18 protein-coding genes are annotated in these 19,787 nt (G+C 41.1%); 14 read left to right on the top strand and 4 right to left on the bottom strand.

Annotation, left to right across the window (positions count from 1 at the left end; all coding sequences use genetic code 11):
• Positions 1–354: 354 nt before the first annotated feature.
• From NWP17_RS16660 to NWP17_RS16640, 5 genes are all read left to right on the top strand, one after another.
• Positions 355–1,512 carry a DegT/DnrJ/EryC1/StrS family aminotransferase gene (locus NWP17_RS16660; protein ID WP_280655994.1) on the top strand — a complete coding sequence of 386 codons (1,158 nt, stop codon included), beginning with the start codon at positions 355–357 and terminating at the stop codon, positions 1,510–1,512.
• A gap of 60 nt (positions 1,513–1,572) precedes the next feature.
• Entirely contained in the window at positions 1,573–2,466 is an 894-nt protein-coding gene (gene crtB / locus NWP17_RS16655; protein ID WP_280655993.1) for a cyanoexosortase B, read from the top strand.
• A complete protein-coding gene (locus NWP17_RS16650) occupies positions 2,450–3,172 on the top strand; it encodes a cyanoexosortase B system-associated protein (RefSeq protein ID WP_280655992.1) in 723 nt (240 codons plus the stop codon). The genes crtB and NWP17_RS16650 overlap by 17 nt, the downstream gene beginning before the upstream one ends.
• A gap of 111 nt (positions 3,173–3,283) precedes the next feature.
• On the top strand, positions 3,284–4,654 hold the full coding sequence (locus NWP17_RS16645) for a polysaccharide biosynthesis/export family protein (RefSeq protein ID WP_280655991.1): 1,371 nt from the start codon (positions 3,284–3,286) through the stop codon (positions 4,652–4,654).
• A 115-nt stretch (positions 4,655–4,769) separates the two neighbouring features.
• The gene (locus NWP17_RS16640) at positions 4,770–6,929 is read left to right on the top strand and encodes a GumC family protein (protein ID WP_280655990.1); all 2,160 of its coding nucleotides are present in this window, start codon (positions 4,770–4,772) and stop codon (positions 6,927–6,929) included.
• Between the two features lie 73 nt (positions 6,930–7,002).
• Here NWP17_RS16640 and NWP17_RS16635 read toward each other — a convergent pair whose 3' ends face one another.
• Positions 7,003–7,674: a rhomboid family intramembrane serine protease gene (locus tag NWP17_RS16635; RefSeq protein WP_280655989.1), complete on the bottom strand. Its 672-nt coding sequence runs from the start codon at positions 7,672–7,674 to the stop codon at positions 7,003–7,005.
• 210 nt (positions 7,675–7,884) lie between these two features.
• Between NWP17_RS16635 and NWP17_RS16630 the strand changes: the two genes are divergently transcribed.
• On the top strand, positions 7,885–9,156 hold the full coding sequence (locus tag NWP17_RS16630; protein ID WP_280655988.1) for a recombinase family protein: 1,272 nt from the start codon (positions 7,885–7,887) through the stop codon (positions 9,154–9,156).
• On the opposite strand, the gene NWP17_RS16625 is transcribed toward NWP17_RS16630, so the two are convergent.
• Positions 9,146–10,726, bottom strand: coding sequence for a hypothetical protein (locus NWP17_RS16625; RefSeq protein ID WP_280655987.1), 1,581 nt, complete (start codon positions 10,724–10,726; stop codon positions 9,146–9,148). The genes NWP17_RS16630 and NWP17_RS16625 overlap by 11 nt on opposite strands.
• Before the next feature lie 433 nt (positions 10,727–11,159).
• On the opposite strand from NWP17_RS16625, the gene NWP17_RS16620 reads away from it, so the two are divergent.
• The 6 genes from NWP17_RS16620 to NWP17_RS16595 all read left to right on the top strand — a co-directional run bounded on the left by NWP17_RS16620 (position 11,160) and on the right by NWP17_RS16595 (position 16,737).
• Positions 11,160–12,371, top strand: coding sequence for a bifunctional sterol desaturase/short chain dehydrogenase (locus tag NWP17_RS16620; RefSeq protein ID WP_280655986.1), 1,212 nt, complete (start codon positions 11,160–11,162; stop codon positions 12,369–12,371).
• Positions 12,372–12,405: 34 nt separating this feature from the next.
• Positions 12,406–13,689, top strand: coding sequence for an ABC exporter membrane fusion protein (locus NWP17_RS16615; RefSeq protein ID WP_280655985.1), 1,284 nt, complete (start codon positions 12,406–12,408; stop codon positions 13,687–13,689).
• 19 nt (positions 13,690–13,708) lie between these two features.
• Entirely contained in the window at positions 13,709–14,875 is a 1,167-nt protein-coding gene (gene devC, locus NWP17_RS16610; protein ID WP_280655984.1) for an ABC transporter permease DevC, read from the top strand.
• A gap of 31 nt (positions 14,876–14,906) precedes the next feature.
• Positions 14,907–15,626: a DevA family ABC transporter ATP-binding protein gene (locus tag NWP17_RS16605; protein WP_425332677.1), complete on the top strand. Its 720-nt coding sequence runs from the start codon at positions 14,907–14,909 to the stop codon at positions 15,624–15,626.
• An 87-nt stretch (positions 15,627–15,713) separates the two neighbouring features.
• A complete protein-coding gene (locus tag NWP17_RS16600) occupies positions 15,714–15,920 on the top strand; it encodes a glycogen debranching protein (protein ID WP_280655982.1) in 207 nt (68 codons plus the stop codon).
• 256 nt (positions 15,921–16,176) lie between these two features.
• Complete coding sequence (locus NWP17_RS16595) at positions 16,177–16,737, top strand: methylmalonic aciduria and homocystinuria type D protein (RefSeq protein WP_280655981.1); 561 nt, start codon at positions 16,177–16,179, stop codon at positions 16,735–16,737.
• Between the two features lie 21 nt (positions 16,738–16,758).
• On the opposite strand, the gene NWP17_RS16590 is transcribed toward NWP17_RS16595, so the two are convergent.
• Positions 16,759–17,823 (bottom strand): potassium channel family protein, encoded by a 1,065-nt coding sequence (locus tag NWP17_RS16590; protein ID WP_280655980.1) that lies wholly within the window; start codon positions 17,821–17,823, stop codon positions 16,759–16,761.
• 161 nt (positions 17,824–17,984) lie between these two features.
• On the opposite strand from NWP17_RS16590, the gene NWP17_RS16585 reads away from it, so the two are divergent.
• Both NWP17_RS16585 and NWP17_RS16580 read left to right on the top strand, forming a co-directional pair.
• Positions 17,985–19,268: an aspartate aminotransferase family protein gene (locus NWP17_RS16585; RefSeq protein ID WP_280655979.1), complete on the top strand. Its 1,284-nt coding sequence runs from the start codon at positions 17,985–17,987 to the stop codon at positions 19,266–19,268.
• Between the two features lie 74 nt (positions 19,269–19,342).
• A complete protein-coding gene (locus NWP17_RS16580) occupies positions 19,343–19,474 on the top strand; it encodes a hypothetical protein (protein WP_425332678.1) in 132 nt (43 codons plus the stop codon).
• Here NWP17_RS16580 and NWP17_RS16575 read toward each other — a convergent pair.
• Positions 19,445–19,717 (bottom strand): zinc ribbon domain-containing protein, encoded by a 273-nt coding sequence (locus NWP17_RS16575; RefSeq protein ID WP_280656040.1) that lies wholly within the window; start codon positions 19,715–19,717, stop codon positions 19,445–19,447. The two genes, NWP17_RS16580 and NWP17_RS16575, sit on opposite strands and share 30 nt — an antisense overlap.
• Positions 19,718–19,787 lie beyond the last annotated feature (70 nt).

Genomic DNA, 19,787 nt, shown 5'->3' with positions numbered 1-19,787 from the left:
TGGTGAACACCTCATTTAATCTACTGGATTGGAAGTTGTGAACGTCAATGGCGTTAGTTTTATATTTGATCAGGGTAATATAAGACTGAAGATGAAATTAAACAAAAAAACTGCTCTGATTTTTTCTAATCTCCAGACCACAGATGTAAACTTTATGGTTGATGTTGGGAATTATTTATGTTTTTTTATACTTAAAGATAGATATGTATTGATAAACTAGGCACTTTTGGCAATTGTTAATAAAAGAATTGTTCAAATAAATACTTTACCAATAATTAACTATTATTTGCTCAATAAAGGGTTGTATTCATAGGTAAAATTTGATATTTATTTTTGAGAATGGTTAAGATAAATATGAGTTGCAAGATTCCTTTTGTAGACCTGAATTTACAACACCAGCCCATTCAGCCTCAGTTGCAACGGGCAGTAGAGGCTGTATTGGTACAGGGAGATTTTATTTTAGGGAAGGCACTGTCAGATTTTGAAACTGCTTTTGCAGAGGCATCTGGCACAAAATATGGTGTAGGTGTGGCATCAGGAACAGATGCGATCGCTCTTGGTTTACAAGCCTGTAACATAGGCTGTGGTGATGAAGTAATCTTACCAGCTAACACCTTTGTGGCAACGTTGATTGGGGTTTTACGTGCTGGGGCCAAGCCTGTTCTGGTGGACTGTGATCCGCAAACAGCTTTAATTGATTTAGAAGCAGCAGCAAAAGCAATCACGCCACAAACCAAAGCCATTATCCCCGTGCATTTGTATGGACAGATGGTTTCACCGCAACAGCTTTTAGATTTGGCGGATACTTATAAACTGCTAATTTTTGAAGATGCAGCCCAAGCTCATTTAGCCGAAAGAGAAGGATGTCGCGCTGGTTCCGTAGGCATAGCAGGGGCTTTTAGTTTCTATCCCAGCAAAAATTTAGGGGCTTTTGGGGATGGAGGAATACTGCTAACGGGGGATAGGGATGTAGCTGAAAAAATGAAGCGCTTACGAAATTATGGTGCATCCCAAAAATATTGTCATGTGGAATTAGGCACAAACAGTCGTTTGGATACATTGCAAGCGGCAGTTTTATTAGCCAAATTACCATATTTGCCCCAATGGAATCAGCATCGCCTGACTATTGCCCAGCAGTATGATATTGAACTTGCACCCCTAGCATCTGCTGGTGTTATTTCTATGGAGAATAAAAGTAACAGCGGACACGTTTATCATCTGTATGTGATTAAAGTTAATGAGTATTGTATCCTCAAACGTCAGCAAATACAAGAAAAACTGACAGCAAAAGGAATTCAAACGGGTATTCACTACCCAATTCCTTGCCATCTGCAACCAGCATTCACCAATTTAGGCTATCAACTAGGAGATTTTCCCCAAACAGAAAAGCTGGCAAATCAAATATTGTCTTTGCCCATGTACCCCGGTTTAAAGGGTGAGCAAATTCAAGAGGTGGTAGCAGCTATTACATCCGCTCTCAGTGATGCCGCCCCAAATTTATTATGTGTTTAATTTGGAGTTTTTCACACTCTAATTCATCTATCAGTTGTTAATTGGAAATTCCTGGGAATTATGGCACTTCATCAACAGCTAAAACAAAAAAACACTGTAAAATTGCTCAAATTGGCAATTTTAGCTTTTTTACTGCTACTGTATGCCCCTGTGTTGCTGCACTGGCTAGACGGTTGGATCAACAAGAGCATTAGTATTGAACACGAATATTTTAGCCACGGTATTATTGGACTTCCATTTGCTGCTTATCTGATTTGGTTAAACCGGAAAAAGTGGCATAGGCTGCAAGATAAAATTCATCCTTTAGGAGCTATTTTGCTGTCAATAGGAGGGGTATTTTATCTGAGTGGTGTTCCAGAGTGGGTTAATATTTCCCTGCCTACCATATTGACAGGATTGTGCTTCTGGTTCAAAGGCTTCCCAGGTTTCCGATTACAAGCATTTGCTTTGCTGCTGATATTTTTATCAACCCCAACAGCAATACCCTACCTGGTTGTTCCCTACACATTGCCACTGCAAAGTTTTATTGCCGGTACAGCAGGCTTCATCCTCAATCAATTGGGCATGGAGGTAATTGTTGATGAAATCAATATATACGTCAATGGACGAATTGTTGAAGTTGCCCCTTATTGTGCTGGGCTAAAAATATTGTTTACTACTTTCTATATCAGCTTGATGCTGCTTTATTGGACTGGTGCGTTATCTTCGCGCCGCACTACAACTTGGTTTTTATCTTCTGCTATTGTCATCAGTATTATTGCTAATATCATTCGTAATACATTACTTAGCTTTTTTCACGGTACTGGTCAGGAAGCAGCTTTTAAGTGGTTACATGACAGCTGGGGTGGAGACCTGTACTCTGCCTGTATGTTGTTATTATTAATACCTTTGCTTAACTGGATGAATAACAATTTTGCCACAGAAGCCGAAAATAATAATGAAACCCTTACCTAAGTTTTTTCAACAAAAGCAACTAGCTCATGTGGCAGTGCTTTTGTTGTTCATCATGCTATTGATACTCCGAGGCATTCCCGGATACATGACAGGAAGCTGGCAGTGGAAACAGCCACCAGATGTTGCCAATCTCACAGCATTGCGGGAGATGCGTAAAACTGGGATTACCCTTCCTAATTGGCAAACTGTTCAACAAGCTGAACAATTGGTCAGCACAAGTAGATGGTCGTTCCAGATTCTCAAGCAACAAGGTACTCAAAACCAGGCAATATTACTTTTGCATCCGCAAAATGGTCTGATGGATCAACCGGAAGTTGAGTGGACTGATATTAATAGCTGGGGAAAATCTCGCTGGCCGCGCTGGGATATAGCTCAATTTCGCTGGGCGGAATTTATGGTCAAGGGAAAGCCAAAATCGGAAGCAAACAGTGACACTAAAGTATATGCAAGATTCTTTCGCGTCTATACCCAACAGGAAACCTTTGCTGTCTTGCAATGGTATGCTATGCCAAATGGCGGACACCCATCACCTTGGCGGTGGTTTTTATCAGATCAATTGGCACAATGGCATCAAAATCGCGTTCCTTGGGTTAGTGTAAGCATAATGATTCCCATGGAACCTTTAGGGCAAGTAGAAACTGCTTGGCCTTTAGCTCAGTCTATAGGTGAAACAGTACAAGCTACATTAATGACCAATTTTTTCTAGATAGTTCACAAGTTGGTTGATTGGAGAGGCACTATCTAGATTAGTAAAATTATCAATCGGTGAAATTTACTTTGACTTTGATATTAGTTTGAATATCATTCGGTTTTTAATATGCGTGCATCATTTATCACTCTATATTTTGTTAGCTTTCCCATCACTATCTTATTAATGGCTGCGATGCAGCCGGTTTTGGCCAGACCTTTATCTGCTGGCGAAAAATTGACAGAGCAATTACCCAGTCTGTCATCGGATGCTGTGGAACTAAAACCACTGTTACAGCAATCTTCCCCCCCATTAGGGGGGGAAGGGTTTGATCAGCAGGTTACTCCCCAAGTTAACCGCTATCTTTTGGGTCCAGGAGATGTAATTAACGTTACAATTCCCCGCCCACCTGGTCCCTATCGCTTAGGGACTGGAGATACGATTAGTGTTACGGTTGAGCGTTTCCCTGATTTGAACTTTCAATCCTTCATCAATCCGGAAGGTAATATTACGGTGCCATTATTGGGTACGGTGTCGTTACAAGGTTTAACTTTGGCAGAAGCACAAGAAAAAATCCGAGTTGCATTGGATCGTTTTGTGATTGATCCTGTAATAGTTTTATCTTTAATAGGGCTGCGTCCAGACTCCAGTTTTCAAGCTCAAATTGATCCAGAAGGTAATATAGTTGTTCCTCAAGTGGGAACAGTTTCTTTACAGGGCTTGAGTTTGAATGAAGCACAAGAAAAAATCCGCTTGAGTTTAAGTGGTGTTTTGGTTGAGCCGATGTTGGAAGTTTCATTAGCAACACCACGACCAGTTCAGGTCAGCATTAGCGGCGAAGTGTTTCGACCAGGAATTTATCCTCTGAGTTCGCCAATACCTCGTGTTGCTGATGCTTTGTTCATTGCTGGTGGTTCCACACAGAGGGCAGACCTGCGACAGGTCAAAGTTCGTCGCAGGTTGGTTGATGGTTCGGTGATTTCACAAACTGTTGACTTGTATGCAGTACTGCAAAATAACGGGTCAATACCCAGTTTACGGTTACAAGATGGTGATGCGATCATTGTCCCACGTCAAGAGGTTGGTACTGATGACGGTTACGACCGTAACTTAGTGGCTCGTTCATCCTTGGCTGTACCACAAATTCGCGTCAGAATCCTAAATTATACTAATTCAGGGGTGGTGACTCAAACACTACCTAATGGAAGTAACTTTATAGATGTTTTAGGTGGAATCAATTTAGATAGAGCTAATCTCCAGGATATTGCCTTGGTTCGCTTTGATGCCGAACAAGGTAGAGCTGTTACCCAAAGATTAAATGCAAGGAAGGCTTTGGCTGGAGATGCTTCTCAAAATGTGCCGCTTCAAGATAATGATGTAATTGTTGTGGGACGGAATTTAGTGGGGAGAATTTCTAATCTTCTCACTACTATTACACAGCCGTTTTTCAATGTGCAGAGTTTCATCAATTTCTTGGAAAACTTTGGCGGTGGGAGGTAATTTGTAATTGGTAATTAAAAGTTTATCCTTAGATATGGGTGATGTTTTGATTGGGTTGAAAATGCCCAGATGTCACAGCATTCTATTTTGAATTGGGAATTTTGAATTATTGATTATGGCTCCACCAATTGTTAAGCGCTATTTAATTGCTTTTGAGAAATATAAATGGGTTGGATTGAGCAGTTTTGCTTTAGTAGTTGCAGGGTCAACCATAGTGGCAACCCAGCCAGAACCATCCCCCACTTATGTGGCAGATGCGGCACTTACTTACATTCGTCCACCAGTTTCCTTTTCGACCACTGGTAGCGAAATTCAACAACAAGGGCAAGAACTAACTCGGGAAATCTTGCTGTCAGACCAAATTATTGAGCCGGTGGCGGCGAAAGTTAATGTGAAACCAAAAACTATTGGTACAAATGTGGGGCTGCGTCTACCGCCAAGAAATGAAACAGGGCAACTCGTATCCTCAATTATTGAGTTGAAATATCAAGATACTGACCCCAAACGCGCCCAGCAGATTTTGGAAGAATTAATGCAAGCCATGATTAAGCTGAGTGGTGATATTAATACTGGGCGATTAAATGCGATTATAGAAAAAATTAATGAGCGTATCCCCCAGGCCAAGTCGGAGTTGGAGGCAGCAGAACAGAAGTTAGAACAGTACGATCGCCGGGAGCGTCCGGCAATATTGGCGGCTGAGAATGGTAGTTTGTTGAGTGCGGTAACCAATAGCCAAAATCAGCAACGAACAATTAAACTCACTATTGCCGGGATTAATGCCCAAATTCAGAGTTTACAAGCAAAGTTAGGTTTAAATGTGGGACAAGCCTATGTTTCTTCTGCTTTGAGTGCTGACCCGATTATTTCTAACCTGCGATCGCAAATTTATCAAGTAGAATCTCAAATCAGTTTACTCAGTAAAGATTTACGACCTGAAAACCCAACTATGATTCAGTTGGCGCGTCAGAAACAGTCGATTGAAGAATTGCTGCAACAACGGGCTGCGGAGGTCATAGGAGGTAACGGTACCGCAGCCCCTTTACCGGGAAATGTTTCGGGTATCCGGGCCCAAAGTAACTTAGACCCAGCCCGACAACAGCTGGCTAATCAGATGGTGGCTTTGGAAACTCAACGAGAAACGCTCAAACAACAATTGGCTCAACAAATTGAAGAGGAAGAAAGATTACGCCAAGAATATTCTAAAATCCCTAACAAGCAATTGGAGCGATCGCGTTTAGAACAGGAAGTCGCCCTGAAAAAAGCGATTTATGACCAAATGCAGGCAAAGCTGACCGACTCTAAAGCCGCGGAGGCAGAAACAGTTAGTAGTTTAACGGTTGCCAGAATTCCTCAAGTTGTCAAGAATGCTACTAAACCTCAAAGTGTGCCTATTACCTTGGGTGTTGGTGGTTTCTTGGGCTTGCTGGTGGGCGGTGGGGTGATCTTTTTGTTGGGTTCTCTGGAAGGAACTTTCAAAACCAAGGAGGATATCCGCGACAGCCTCAAGCAACGGGAAGTGTCACTGCTGGGAGAATTGCCTTTAATGCCTGTTGATGATTTGGATAGAGAGGCCTTACCTGTGATACTTTCCCCTGATTCTGCCTATTTGGAGTTTTACGAAAAGTTCCGCAGCAATTTGCGCCGGATGGGGGGTAACAATTTTAAGGTTTTATTGATTACTAGTACTAGCCGCCAAGAAGGTAAAACAGTGAGTGCTTATAACTTGGGCATAGCCTCCGCTCTTGCTGGTAAAAGAACTTTGATTATTGAAACTGATTTGCGATCGCCCTCTCATGCTTCATCCCTCAATGTTAGCCCGGATCTTAATGCCAAACTTGAACCCTTGGGCTATTATGCCAAGTTGAATGAATGTATCCGTTTAGTTCCTGATGTAGAAAATTTATACATTATTCCTAGCCCTGGTCCGTTGCGCCAATCTGCGGCTATTCTGGAATCAAACGAAATGCGCCGACTGATGGAAGATGTACGAGAACGTTTTGATTTAGTCATATTAGATACTAGTTCTCTCAGTTTATCCAATGACCCTTTGTTGATTCAACCCTATAGCGATGGCATAGTATTAGTGACACGTCCCAACCTGACACAAGAAAATATGTTAGTAGAAACTATTGATCAATTAGTTGAATCTGAACTAGGTTTATTGGGGGTGATTGTCAACGGTGCTGATATTCTCGTTTCCCAGTCTCATTCATTCACAGATGAGGAAAAAACCAGAATTTTTTCAGAAATTTCAGTCCATACCAACAATAAATAAAGAAGGCACCAGAAGAGGAAAGGGACGGTAAATTGGCTCCCTCCTCTACCTGTTTCTTGGGTACTGACTGCTACTAGTCACGCCGAAACAAACCGAATAATGGGGCAAGAATAATACCAAACACAAATCCGCCAATGTGCGCCCAGTAAGCGACTCCCCCTGTTTCTACGGTCATATTAGCAGCTGCTTGCAGACTAACAAGACCTGAGATTACATTCTGGATCACGAAAATGCCGATGAGAATAATTGCCGGAACTCTGATAGTGGTGACGAAAAAACCGAAAAAGGCTAAAGTTAAAACTCTAGATTGGGGAAAACGGATAACATATGCACCGAGAACTCCAGCAATGGCACCACTAGCCCCTAAAGAAGGTATAGCGGAATTCATGCCTATAAACCACTGACACAAAGCGGCTAAGGCACCGCAAGCCAGATAAAAAACCAAATACTTAAAATGACCCATACGGTCTTCAATATTGTTACCAAAGACCCAGAGATATACCATATTTGAGATCAGATGCCACCAACCACCATGTAAGAACTGTGATGTAAATAAAGTTGTCCACTCTGGGACTAAGTTAGTGGTTAACTCTCGCGGTATCACAGCATACAGACTGAAGAATTGCTCTAGTTGTTCACTGGATAGACTTACTTCATGAAGAAAGACTAAAATATTTACACCAATTAACCCGTAAGTTAGATACGGGGTAATTCGTGTAGGGTTTTCATCATAGAGGGGAAACACAGGTGTTTTTCCTAATTATGTCCTACTTGCAATATAGCCTGTGTTGCCAAAAATTTGTTTATTTGCTGATTTTAGGCAGCCTGACCGAGATATCAGCTTTTTTAATTAGGGGTTGACATCTCCCCTGGTCGAAACACGACCGTAATAACCTGCAAAAATCGCTGCTAGAGTATTGATCCAAGCATTGATCCCAAAAAGAGGCATCAAAAGATGAGAATTATTGCTTATATCTACAGTGATCTTTTATTAGAATCTTCCTTTGCTCGTCAATCATGGGGTTGGGGGGTAGATTGTACCTATCACGATTTGGGTCAAAGAACAGAATTACAAAAATTAATCGCTGATTGTAAAACTCAACCAGCAGATTACCTGCTGATCCGTCGTGTGGATGAGTTGGGGGATTCCTTAGCAGAGGTGAGCGATCGCTTGCATCAACTTGAGTCTATAGGGATCACCACCATTGCCACGGAGCAGGGGTATACTTCAGATTTATTAAAACTATTACAGGAAATTCAACGTCAACACCGTAGCCGTAGTATCCGCCTTGCACACGCCCATAATCGTCTGCAAGGCGCACCACCTCCGGGTAAAGCTCCCTATGGTTATCGTCGTAGTAAAGAAAAATATACCATAGACCGCAGTACTGCCACTGTAGTCAAAGACTTTTTTGAACAATTCTTACTTTATGGTTCTCTGCGGGGTGCGGTGCGTTACTTGGCGAGAAAGTATGGTAAAAAAATTTCTGTCACCACTGGAAGGCGCTGGCTAACTAATCCCGTTTACCGGGGTGATACGGCTTATCAGAATGATGAAATTATTTCTGATACCCATACGCCCATCATTTCTCGAGACGAAGCAGCCCAAATTGACCGAATTTTACGCCGTAATAGTCGTTTACCATCTCGAACTGCTAGCGCACCCCGTTCTTTAGCTGGGTTGGTTGTTTGTGGTGAGTGTCAGTCACACACAACAGTTACCCGTGTCAAAAAGCGGAACCAAGATCAAGAGTATCTTTATTTACGTCCCATCAGCTGCATTAAAAATCCTAAATGTCGGGCTATTCCTTACCAGGAGGTTTTAGAAAATACCATTAAAACTATTTGCCGTGATTTACCTCTAGCTGTAGCAGAAATGGATTTTCCCCAGTTGGATGCAATTAAGAAAAGTTTAGAGCAAGCGATCGCTCGGCAGCAAGAAATACTGCAACAGTTACCGGCATTAGTGGAAAGCGGGGTTTTGGATGATGAAACAGCTAAGTTAAGAGTCTACAAACTCCGTACAGAAATTTCTCAACTCCAAGCCAAATTAGCAACACTCCCCCCAGTCAATTTAAGTTCTGTGGCTCAAGCTGTTTCAATTCCCCAATTTTGGTTTGACTTATCAGAAGCAGAAAGAAGGTTTTACTTTCGAGAATTTATCAAGCAAATAGAAATTATTGGCGGGGGTAAAAACTGGGAAGTACGGATAATTTTTATTTTTTAGAAGGTTTAGGTGGTTTGCCTGCATTCCGCACATGGACAAATTTACCAAGTAAATCAAACCAAAACGGCGCACCCATAGAAATCGCCACACCACTTACAAACCAGCCGCAAATCATAGTTAACAATTTCCAGATATAAAAATGATACTTTTTATTGGGATGCCAATCAATTTGCTGCTCTAAGTTAACAGCATTCCACCCAATGGGTAAGGAAACTTCTGCTAAAAGTCGGTCTGTTTCTTGCTTAATAACTTCTAATTTCCGCGATTTATCCACATTATTACTATCAAGTATCTCCCCAGCATTATTAACAATGGCAATCCTGATAGCAGAATCTTTTGATAGTCTACTGACAATATGAAATGCGTCAGCATTGGCAATTATAGCAATGGTAAACCCAATTAAAAGTGCTACTCCTTTAGCATTTCGTTTGTAAACACCAGCAGATCTCTCCATTGATTGATCAAAGGTTTGCTCTATTTCTTGTTGTAATATATAAATTCCTTCTTCTGTACTTTTAGCTTTTGCTTGGGCACGCTTTGCCAATGTAGCCATATTACTTACTACGGATGGCGGTAATTTTTTTGCGAATACTTGCAGCTTGTCACTGAAATATTGAAATGTTTTGTATGCTTCACTATTTTTGTCTTGAAATTCGTTGAGTAATCCTTGATGAATATCACTACCTATATTGATTAACTGCACAACTTCATGAATATTAGGTTTTAAACCCTGGAGGTCAATAGTTCGTTCAATGTTATTAAATACATCTTCTTTCATGAACCTGAGTTTTCGTAAAGCCTTACCAGCAAAAAAATCATCTGGCATATCTTCTTGAAAAATCTCGATGTATCTATCTAAAGTTTGTGCCATACGATTCATGCTAGTAGTTAAGTCAGCTTTATCTTTTTGGAAATCATCAAGAATTTTGGCAAAGTTTTGCTCAATTATTTCCGTAAAATCCTGGTAGATAGTAACTGAAAATTTAGTTATGTGATCATCTATATTATTTACCTGGTTATGAAAGTTTAACAAAATAGTTTGTATTTGATGTAACTGCTGATCTTTAAAGTTGATCAACCTTGATTCAGTAAGTTTTTTAACAAGTACTGGTATACCTAATGTTTCCATGACAGTTATAGCAAAACTCTCAGCAGGAATATAAGATGGCCCACTGTGTTTGATAATTTGTGAGTCTGCATGATCATCTTGTTGTGTATATCCAAAAATACTGTGATTTCTTTTTTTTCCAAATAGTGAAAGTTTCACAGTTAGAGATGACAAAAACCAAACTAAATGGCGGGGTAAATTAGTTAGAAAACCTTTTGCTTCTTGGTTAACACTTTTAATCAGGGGATGGTTATACAAGTCATTGACAAAGCTGATCACCGTATCCTCGTCTGAATTTTCCGCATCACCAGCCACCAGAATTTCAATGGATTTTTTGAGGTGAACTGCACGCCATTGTAAAACTGTGGTAATCATTTCCTGAATCTCAGCAGCTAACAAGCTCAAGATTAAGTAGATAAAAATTAACCCTATGGTTATATCTAAAATAAAAGGTAAACTCATAGACAGGTTCCTCAACAGATAGCTAGGATATTTAGGCTGGTACTATTTGTATCATTTTTGCTAACAGATAATTATTAAATAAATTTAAAAAAGTTGGTTTTTAGGTGACTTTTCTGGAGAATTAGCTCCAATGTATCCAAAATTAAAAAATCGGTTTTCGGATCTGGCGAAAGTCATGGATTTTTGGGAAATACTTTTTCTCATTCATAAATGGCTTCGCCATAATCATGGATAAGTTCGATATTAAATGATACCTCGGACTGGGAACCAAGTGAAGGAGGGGCTTCCTTATCATCGCCTGGTTTTGCTTTCATGGATAAAAAGTCATCACTACTAACTTTTGCTCATTGGCGGTTGCTGTCCTACCTCAATTAATCTATTGTGTCAAATGTAAAGAAAGATTAAGATAAATAATGTGTAGAAAAATAGGACTATGTTAAGTTCGGTTAATTGGGTGTGGGTAAGTAACTGTGTGCAGTTTGCTGGCTGGGGAGTTTTGGCGCTCTTGCTGGCTGAGGTGTTGAGAGATGGTTATCATGTTTTGTGTCATGAGGTGAAATGGCTCTCTAAATGGCACAATAAGCACCATCAGGTCTATCGTCGGGATTTGTCTATAGTCTCTCTCCAGGCTTACCAAGATTCTCAGCTTTATCATGATATTGTGGAATCGAGTTTACTGGTGACGCTTTTAACTATCATTGCCTTGGTTTTTCACCAGATGGGGTTATGGTTGGGGGTGGCTTATGGCTGTAGTTTCTTGTATGGCGCTTGTGTACGATATTTTTTCGGTACTAGTGATACAGATTACAATCATTTGCCCGGACCTCTACAAATTATTCCATCTGTGTGGTGGGTAAATCGCACTTATCATTGGCGACATCATTTTGATAATGTCAATGCTTACTATAGTGGTGTTTTTCCTTTGGTGGATAAAATATTGGGTACGGCTTTATCTCTAAAAGGTAAAACTGTGGCTATAACTGGAGCTTCTGGTTCTCTCGGTCAAGCACTGACTGCTGAACTGCTTAAGCATAATGCCAAAGTGGTGGCACTAACAACTAACCCAGATAAATTACCAGCCCAGGATAATTTGAAAGTGGTTTCCTGGGAGTTAGGTAATGAAGCTGAATTAAAGAATGCTTTAGCAAAAGTCGATATTTTGATTATCAATCACGGTGTGAATGTCTACCATGACCGTACCCCCCAAGCTATTGCTGCTTCCTATGAGGTCAATACTTTCTCTGCATTGCGGTTGATAGATATATTTTCCGCCACTGTTACTAGCCCCCAAGCCAAGGCCACCAAAGAAATTTGGGTGAATACCTCTGAGGCTGAGGTTTCCCCGGCTTTAAGTCCTCTTTATGAATTGAGTAAACGGACATTGGGAAATATTGTCACTTTAAAACGGTTGGATGGCAATTGTGTAATTCGCAAGTTAATTCTCGGCCCTTTTAAAAGTCAACTTAACCCCTATGGAGTTATGTCAGCGGAGCAAGTAGCTGGTGGTATTTTATTCTGGGCAAAACGAGACTACCGCAACATTGTTATCACTATTAATCCTTTCACTTACCTGCTTTTTCCTGTGAAAGAAGCTAGTACATGGCTATATTACCGTATTTTTAGTCAAAAGTCTCGCCATGAATGAAAATTTATGTAAATATTTACTAAGGGAGGAAAATATGTTGACATCAAAAGCCGGCAATAATCAAAAATTAATTGTTTTAGTCCTAGCTGCTACCGCTATTACCAGCGCAATTGCAGTTTATGGTGTTTCTCACTTTGGTTTAGCTAGTGAAAATACTTCTTCAGAGGCGGTGAACACTGAGCCAGTTGCAACCAGAATTACGGCTTTAGGTAGACTAGAACCAGAAACAGAAGTAATTAGTTTGTCTGCACCTTTACCATTAGATGGCGATCGCATTGCCGAAATTTTAGTCAAGGAGGGCGATGAAGTCAAACCCGGCCGGGTGGTGGCAATTTTAAACTCACGAACTTCCCTAGAAACTGCTGTACTGCAAGCAGAAAAAGAAGTAAAAGTTGCTCAAGGGAAACTGGCTCAAGTAAAAGCGGGGGCTAAACCTGGAGAAATTCAAGCCCAACAAGCGACTATTGAACGCCTAGAAGCCGAGTCAGAGGCAGATAAAATAGCTCAACAACAAGCCATTGCTCGCATAGAAGCCCAGTGGTTAGGAGATAGAACCGCACAAGAGGCGACAATTAAAAAACTAGAAGCAGAACTGAATAACGCTCAGGTAGAATTTGAACGTTATCAGCAACTATCAAAACAAGGTGCTATTTCTAGCTCTTTATTTGATAGTAAGCGACTGAGTTTAGACACAGCTAAACAACAAGTAAAAGAAGCCCAAGCGGTTCTACAACGCATTAACTCTACTGCTAAGAAAGAACTAGCCCAAGCCCAAGTGGCGCTGGACCGCATCAAGTCCACCAGTAATAAACAAATCCGTGAAGCTAAAGCCATACTCAATAGTATTATGGAAGTCCGGACGGTGGATATAGAAGCGGTCAAGACTGAGGTAGAAAATGCTATGGCTACACTCAAACAAAAGCAAACTGACTTGGCCGAAACTTACATCAAAGCACCAATAGCGGGTCAAATTCTCAAAATTCACAACCGAGTGGGGGAAAAAATAGGCAGTAATGGTATTGCAGATTTAGCCCAAACCAAGCAAATGATGGCAGTGGCAGAAGTATATCAAAGCGATATCAGTAAAATTAAATTGAAACAGTCGGTGGTGATTACCAGTCAAGGATTTACTGGGGAATTAAAAGGAACAGTTGCTCAGATTGGTTTGCAGGTGAATAGACAAAATGTTTTCAGCAACCAACCAGGAGAAAACCTAGATCGACGGGTAATTGATGTTAAGATTCGTCTTGATCCTGAAGATAGTAAAAAAGTGGCAGGTTTGACTAACTTACAGGTGCAAACAGCAATTGAATTATAAAAATCTAGAATTTATCATCATGCTTTCTCAATTGTTACATAAAACTCCCCTAGCATGGCGGCAGTTAATGAAAGAAAAAACTCGCCTATTAATTGCAGTGGCGGGAATTACTTTTGCTGATATGCTGATGTTTATTCAGCTTGGTTTTCAAGGGGGGTTGTATGATGCTGCTATTCAAGCTCACCGCAATTTACAGGCAGATTTGGTGTTGATTAATCCCCAGTTTCAAGCTTTGTTTTCAGCCAAGAGCTTTCCTAGAGAGCGACTATATCAAACATTAGGTTATGAGGGGGTGCAATCAGTAAATTCTGTTTACATTGGTATGGGACAATGGCGCAACCCGGAAACACGTATTGATCGCTCTATCTTGGTTTGGGGTATTGACCCAGTACAACCGGCTTTTAAATTGCCGGAAGTAATAGAAAATCAGCGTCACCTCAAACAATTGTATGATGTGCTATATGACAAAGCTGGTCGCCCGGAATACGGGGCGGTAAGTGAGACTCTGGAAAAAACAGGCAACTTGGAAACAGAATTGAATAATCAAGTGGTGAGGGTTAAAGGTGTATTTAGTAACGGCGCTTCTTTTGCGGCTGATGGTAATGTGATTACTAGTGATTCTACTTTTTTACAACTGTTTCCAGAACGTCGCAGCCCTCACATAGACGTAGGATTAATTACACTCAAACCCGGTGCAGACCTGGAAAAAGTGCGATCGCAACTAGCCGCAGGTTTACCCAATGATGTTAAGGTGTTGACGGTGGAAGGTTTTGCCCAAGTAGAAAAAGAATACTGGGCTAACAGCACTGCTATTGGTTTTATTTTCGGTTTAGGAACAGCAGTGGGGTTTATAGTCGGTATTGTGATTGTTTACCAAATTCTTTACTCTGATGTTTCCGAACACCTAGCAGAATACGCGACACTGAAAGCAATGGGTTATGGCGACGGCTATTTGTTGCTAGTGTTGCTGCAAGAATCTTTATTTTTGGCTGTTTTGGGTTATTTACCCAGTTTTTTCCTTTCTGTTGGACTATATCAAATCACCTTAGCCGCCACAATGCTACCCATAGCCATGCAGGTAGAACGGGCAATTAATGTATTTATTCTAACTGTGATTATGTGTAGTATTTCGGGTGCGATCGCCATGGGCAAATTACGCGCAGCCGACCCGGCGGATATTTTCTAAGTTCATCTCAACACAAATGCAAAAAAATCCCATGTTGAGTAATTACTCCGTCAATATCTCTAGTGAAGAAATGGTTATCGCTATCCATAAGCTGAATCACTATTTTGGTGAAGGGAATCTGCGTAAACAAGTTTTATTTGATATAAATTTAGAAATTAAAGCTGGTGAAATTGTGATTATGACTGGCCCCTCCGGATCAGGAAAAACTACTCTGTTAACTCTCATGGGTGGACTACGTTCCGCCCAAGAAGGTAGTCTAAAAATCTTAGGACAGGAAATTTGTGGAGCCAGCAAAAAACAGTTAACTAAGCTTCGCCGTCAAATTGGCTATATTTTCCAAGCACATAACTTAATGACCTTTTTAACGGCTAAAGATAATGTGAGGATGTCCCTAGAGTTACATGACGAGTTTTTTCAGCAGGATATCAACGCCAAGGCCACCGCCATGTTGGAAGCTGTGGGTTTAGGAGACCGTGTTAATTACTATCCAGAAAAACTATCAGGAGGGCAAAAACAAAGAGTGGCCATCGCTCGCGCTTTAGTCAGCCACCCTAAAATTGTTTTAGCAGATGAACCCACTGCTGCACTTGACAAAAAATCTGGGCGTGATGTGGTGGAATTAATGCAGAAGTTAGCCAAGGAACAAGGCTGTACCATCTTGCTGGTGACTCACGACAACCGTATTCTTGATATTGCTGACCGCATTGTTTACATGGAAGATGGGCAGTTGAAAAGTAATAGCGTAGATTAGGATTCACCCAAGCGTAAAGTCCGTCAGTCTTGGTATCCTAAAATTATCAAACATTTCTTTGGCATTGACTTATTAAGGATATACACTATGACAATTTGGGTAAATGAGCAAATTGATCCTTCTGGCATGATTTATGCTTGTATCGCCTGTTGTGACGAATCGCAAGCTAAAGATTGTCATGAGTCTTTTCAAAATAACTTGACCAATAGTCAAAAGTCTGCGGGTTGGGTAGCAAAATTAAGGATAGTTAACTCTTGGGATGAAGTGCCAGTTAATGCCCTTAAGCTGGATTAATTTATAGCGTTTCCTCCCAGACACAAATTATTAAACATGGACTCAATCCAAATATACCTCTTCGGTGTACCCCTGTAGAGACGTTCCATGCAACATCTCTAAATCGTTGATAGTTTTTAATAACTTTGTACTAAAGAAATGTAATTCTAAAAAAACTTGCCGATAAACTGATCTATGATCAAAAGTTTATAATTTTTAGGAAGTTTTAAGAGTTATCATCTTAGCAAGAATTAAATGTAAAACTTGCAAACACCGAATGAACACAGTGAACTATCCCCAAGTTTACACTTCGGAGCAGAGTTGTCCTATTAATTTGGTTGGCAAAACAGGACAAGCGGTTCAGATTTCCATTCATTCACCCAGTCAGTATATCTGTGCCAACCGCGAACGGATATTACCAGATTGGCAACATCAACCTGATTTATGGGTTGTGATTGTTTTACAGCAGTCACGTTATCAACTAATTACAAGCACCACAGAAATAGAAATCGAAAAAGAACGCCTGCGGGAAAAGTTTATGCGCTTTGGTTGTGACATAGCTTTTAACCTACGCGATCGCGGTTATTTAACAGACCTGATTGATCCTCGCACTGGCTATCCTTTGCTTTCTCACCCTGGTGCAATTCCCCACAATGACACAGCAGTGGTCAAAGCCTTGCTCAAATATCAGGTCATTAAAAATGAATGTTGCGTGCTAATTCATCCCCTCTGGGGCACAGCAGTTTATCCCAGTGTTTTAGTATCAGTAGTCCCACCAATTATTATGGAAACTGTGATTAAAGATATAGCACCACTACATGGATGGAATCAAGAGTAATCATTCAGCTTGCTAAATGGTTCAGGTGTTTCTATGTCGCTGGCTTTGTGGAGTATTGATAGGGATGAGAATCTGGTTTAAACTACGCAATTGCTCAGAAGTACCCATACAAATCAACGTATCACCTGGTAATAACACGGTGTCACCAGTGGGACCGCCGATCAGGTGGCCATCGGCGCGGCGAATGGCGATGACTAAAGCCCCAGATTGCGATCGCAACCTAGCTTGTTTTAAACTGTTACCAACCAGAGGACAGGCCATGGGGTCTAGTAAAAACTCTTCCATATAAAATTGGCGGTCCCTACCGGAAATAAAACCATCCACAAAATCCAGGACTTGGGGTCTTAGGGCCGCGGCCGCCATGCGCTTACCACCGGTAATATATGGTGAAACCACAATATCAGCACCACCCCGTTTTAATTTTTTCACAGATTCCTCTGTACTTGCCCTAGCGATGGCGCGAATTTCTGGATTCAGTGTTTTTGCTGTTAATACTGTATATAAATTTTCAGCATCAGAAGGCAATGCGGCAACAATACAAATGGCGCGCTTGACCCCGACTTGTAATAGTGTGTCATCTAAGGTAACATCACCTTGGTATGCTATGTAGTTCTGTGCTTGTGCTTGTTCCACAGATTCTAAGTCAGAATCAACCACCACAAAGGGTACGCATTCCGCCTCAAATTCCTTGGCAATTTGACGACCAGTGCGACTAAATCCACAGATGATATAATGTTTTGTTAGTGATTCCATTAACCTTTTCTGTTGCCTTAGTCTAATTCCTTCTTGAAAGTAGCCTTGAATCAAAGCCTCTGTAAATCTGTTGACAATGTAACCAATATTGATTACACCTAACATAATTAAAGCAATTGTAAACAATCGCCCCCGGCTACTCAAAGGATTAGTCTCCCCATAGCCTACAGTAGTTAAAGTAATAACTGTCATGTAGGCAGCTTCTTCCCATGACCAACCTTCCATGAACTTGTACCACAAAGTTCCAGTCAGGAAAACCCCCACCAGGGAAATAATCCCTATGGTTAGTTCTTGTTGCAGTCGTCGGTATTTTTTCTCAAGTGGGGAATACAAATTTTTTTCACCATTACCATGTTAAGATGGGGATATTTAAGGTTTGTTTACAAAAAAGTATCAGACTTTATCAATAAAATGTTATTTTTAATAACCCATAGCAAACTAGTAAGCAAGTATTAAAGTTAAACACTTATCAAACACTATCAGGAGGCGCGGTCGTGACCATAGAAACTCTCATTGAGCAAACTACCATTACCCCAACATCAGATTCTATGTCATCCAGCCCTTTTGAGGCTGAAAGCTTCAATCAAGCCGTTATGTCAACTTACGCCCGGTTTCCCTTAGCCCTAGACCGGGGCGCGGGCTGTCGGGTTTGGGATACCCAAGGACGGGAATATCTCGACTTTGTAGCCGGAATAGCCACCTGCACCCTAGGACACGCCCACCCAGCAATGGTAGAAGCAGTGACACGGCAAATCCAAAAGCTGCATCATGTTTCTAATTTGTACTATATTCCCGAACAAGGGGAATTAGCCCAATGGATAGTTGCTCATTCTTGTGCTGATCGTGTATTTTTCTGTAACTCTGGGGCTGAAGCTAACGAAGCAGCCATTAAATTAGCCCGGAAATATGCCCACACAGTTTTAGACATTGAAAAACCCATTATCTTAACCGCTAAAGCTAGTTTCCACGGTCGGACTTTGGCAACAATCACCGCTACAGGACAACCCAAGTATCAAAAATACTTTGACCCTTTAATACCTGGTTTTGAATACGTACCTTATAACGATATTAACGCCATAGAAGCAGCAATTAGTGAATTAGATGAGGGTGATTATCGGGTAGCAGCAATTCTGATTGAACCTTTACAAGGAGAAGGGGGTGTTCGTCCCGGTGATGTGGCTTACTTCCAAAAGCTGCGGCAAATTTGCAATGAAACAGGGGTTTTGTTGATCTTCGATGAAGTGCAAGTTGGTATGGGACGCAGTGGCAAATTATGGGGGTATGAACATCTGGGAGTAGAACCAGATATATTTACTAGTGCCAAAGGTTTAGGTGGTGGTATCCCCATTGGAGCAATGATGAGTAAAAAATTCTGTGATGTTTTCCAACCAGGAGAACACGCCAGCACTTTTGGCGGAAATCCTTTTGTCTGTGCTGTGGCTTTGGCAGTTTGTCAAACTTTGTCCAAGGAAAACATTTTACAGAATGTCGAAGACCGGGGTATACAGTTGCGAAATGGATTAAATGCCATCGCCGCTAAATATCCTGATCATATTTCTGAAGTCCGGGGTTGGGGTTTGATCAATGGTATGGAGTTACAAGCAAATATTCAGCTAACGGCTGCTGATATTGTTAAAGCTGCCATAGACAGGGGTTTATTACTCGTACCAGCAGGACCCAAAGTGGTAAGGTTTGTACCACCGTTGATTGTTAGCGAAGAGGAAACTAATTTGGCATTGTCGGCAGTTGAACAAGCGATCGCTTCTCTTGTAGCCTAGTTGATCACGGGCGAGGATGGGGATTTTATGCCTGTCTCTCGCTTTTTTGATAAATATCTATCGCCTTAGCTATCATGAGCCTAATTACTGCTAAACGCTTCACCATAGATGAATATTGCCGTTTGGGAGAACTCGGCTTTTTTGCAGATGATGACCGAGTTGAGTTATTGACATACTCACCGACCTTGAAGGTCGGTGATTCTTGACAGTTCACAGTAACTCGCTGTCGAAACAGTCTTACAGTCACTCCCTGTCCATTTTAGGTCGTGCCGATGCCCCGTGCCGACCATTTCTATATTCTTAGCAGCATTCTCATCTCTGTCTGCAAGAGTACTGCAATTTAAACACAACACTGAGCGAACAGACAAGTCAATCTTTCCCCAACGATACCCACAGCCAGAGCAAATCAGCCTAGTATGTTCCCAATAGATTATACACTGTTTAAGCAAAAATGACAAGTGGGTTAAGACATGAAAGACATAGTATCTCAGTCCTGAAAATACACTTGGTTTCTGTTAC

It is taken from the genome of Chrysosporum bergii ANA360D (assembly GCF_029891735.1).
Lineage (GTDB): Bacteria > Cyanobacteriota > Cyanobacteriia > Cyanobacteriales > Nostocaceae > Umezakia > Umezakia bergii.
Note: the sequence above shows the minus strand (reverse complement) of the source record. Positions and strands in the feature narration are given on the sequence as shown.

Coding starts and splice junctions, on each gene's coding strand:
- NWP17_RS16580 (WP_425332678.1), top strand. CDS start 19,343: ATGAGCCTAATTACTGCTAAACGCTTCACCATAGATGAATATTGCCGT.
- NWP17_RS16645 (WP_280655991.1), top strand. CDS start 3,284: ATGCGTGCATCATTTATCACTCTATATTTTGTTAGCTTTCCCATCACT.
- NWP17_RS16620 (WP_280655986.1), top strand. CDS start 11,160: ATGTTAAGTTCGGTTAATTGGGTGTGGGTAAGTAACTGTGTGCAGTTT.
- NWP17_RS16615 (WP_280655985.1), top strand. CDS start 12,406: ATGTTGACATCAAAAGCCGGCAATAATCAAAAATTAATTGTTTTAGTC.
- NWP17_RS16605 (WP_425332677.1), top strand. CDS start 14,907: ATGTTGAGTAATTACTCCGTCAATATCTCTAGTGAAGAAATGGTTATC.
- NWP17_RS16640 (WP_280655990.1), top strand. CDS start 4,770: ATGGCTCCACCAATTGTTAAGCGCTATTTAATTGCTTTTGAGAAATAT.
- NWP17_RS16595 (WP_280655981.1), top strand. CDS start 16,177: ATGAACACAGTGAACTATCCCCAAGTTTACACTTCGGAGCAGAGTTGT.
- NWP17_RS16625 (WP_280655987.1), bottom strand. CDS start 10,726: ATGAGTTTACCTTTTATTTTAGATATAACCATAGGGTTAATTTTTATC.
- devC (WP_280655984.1), top strand. CDS start 13,709: ATGCTTTCTCAATTGTTACATAAAACTCCCCTAGCATGGCGGCAGTTA.
- NWP17_RS16660 (WP_280655994.1), top strand. CDS start 355: ATGAGTTGCAAGATTCCTTTTGTAGACCTGAATTTACAACACCAGCCC.
- NWP17_RS16650 (WP_280655992.1), top strand. CDS start 2,450: ATGAAACCCTTACCTAAGTTTTTTCAACAAAAGCAACTAGCTCATGTG.
- NWP17_RS16600 (WP_280655982.1), top strand. CDS start 15,714: ATGACAATTTGGGTAAATGAGCAAATTGATCCTTCTGGCATGATTTAT.
- crtB (WP_280655993.1), top strand. CDS start 1,573: ATGGCACTTCATCAACAGCTAAAACAAAAAAACACTGTAAAATTGCTC.
- NWP17_RS16630 (WP_280655988.1), top strand. CDS start 7,885: ATGAGAATTATTGCTTATATCTACAGTGATCTTTTATTAGAATCTTCC.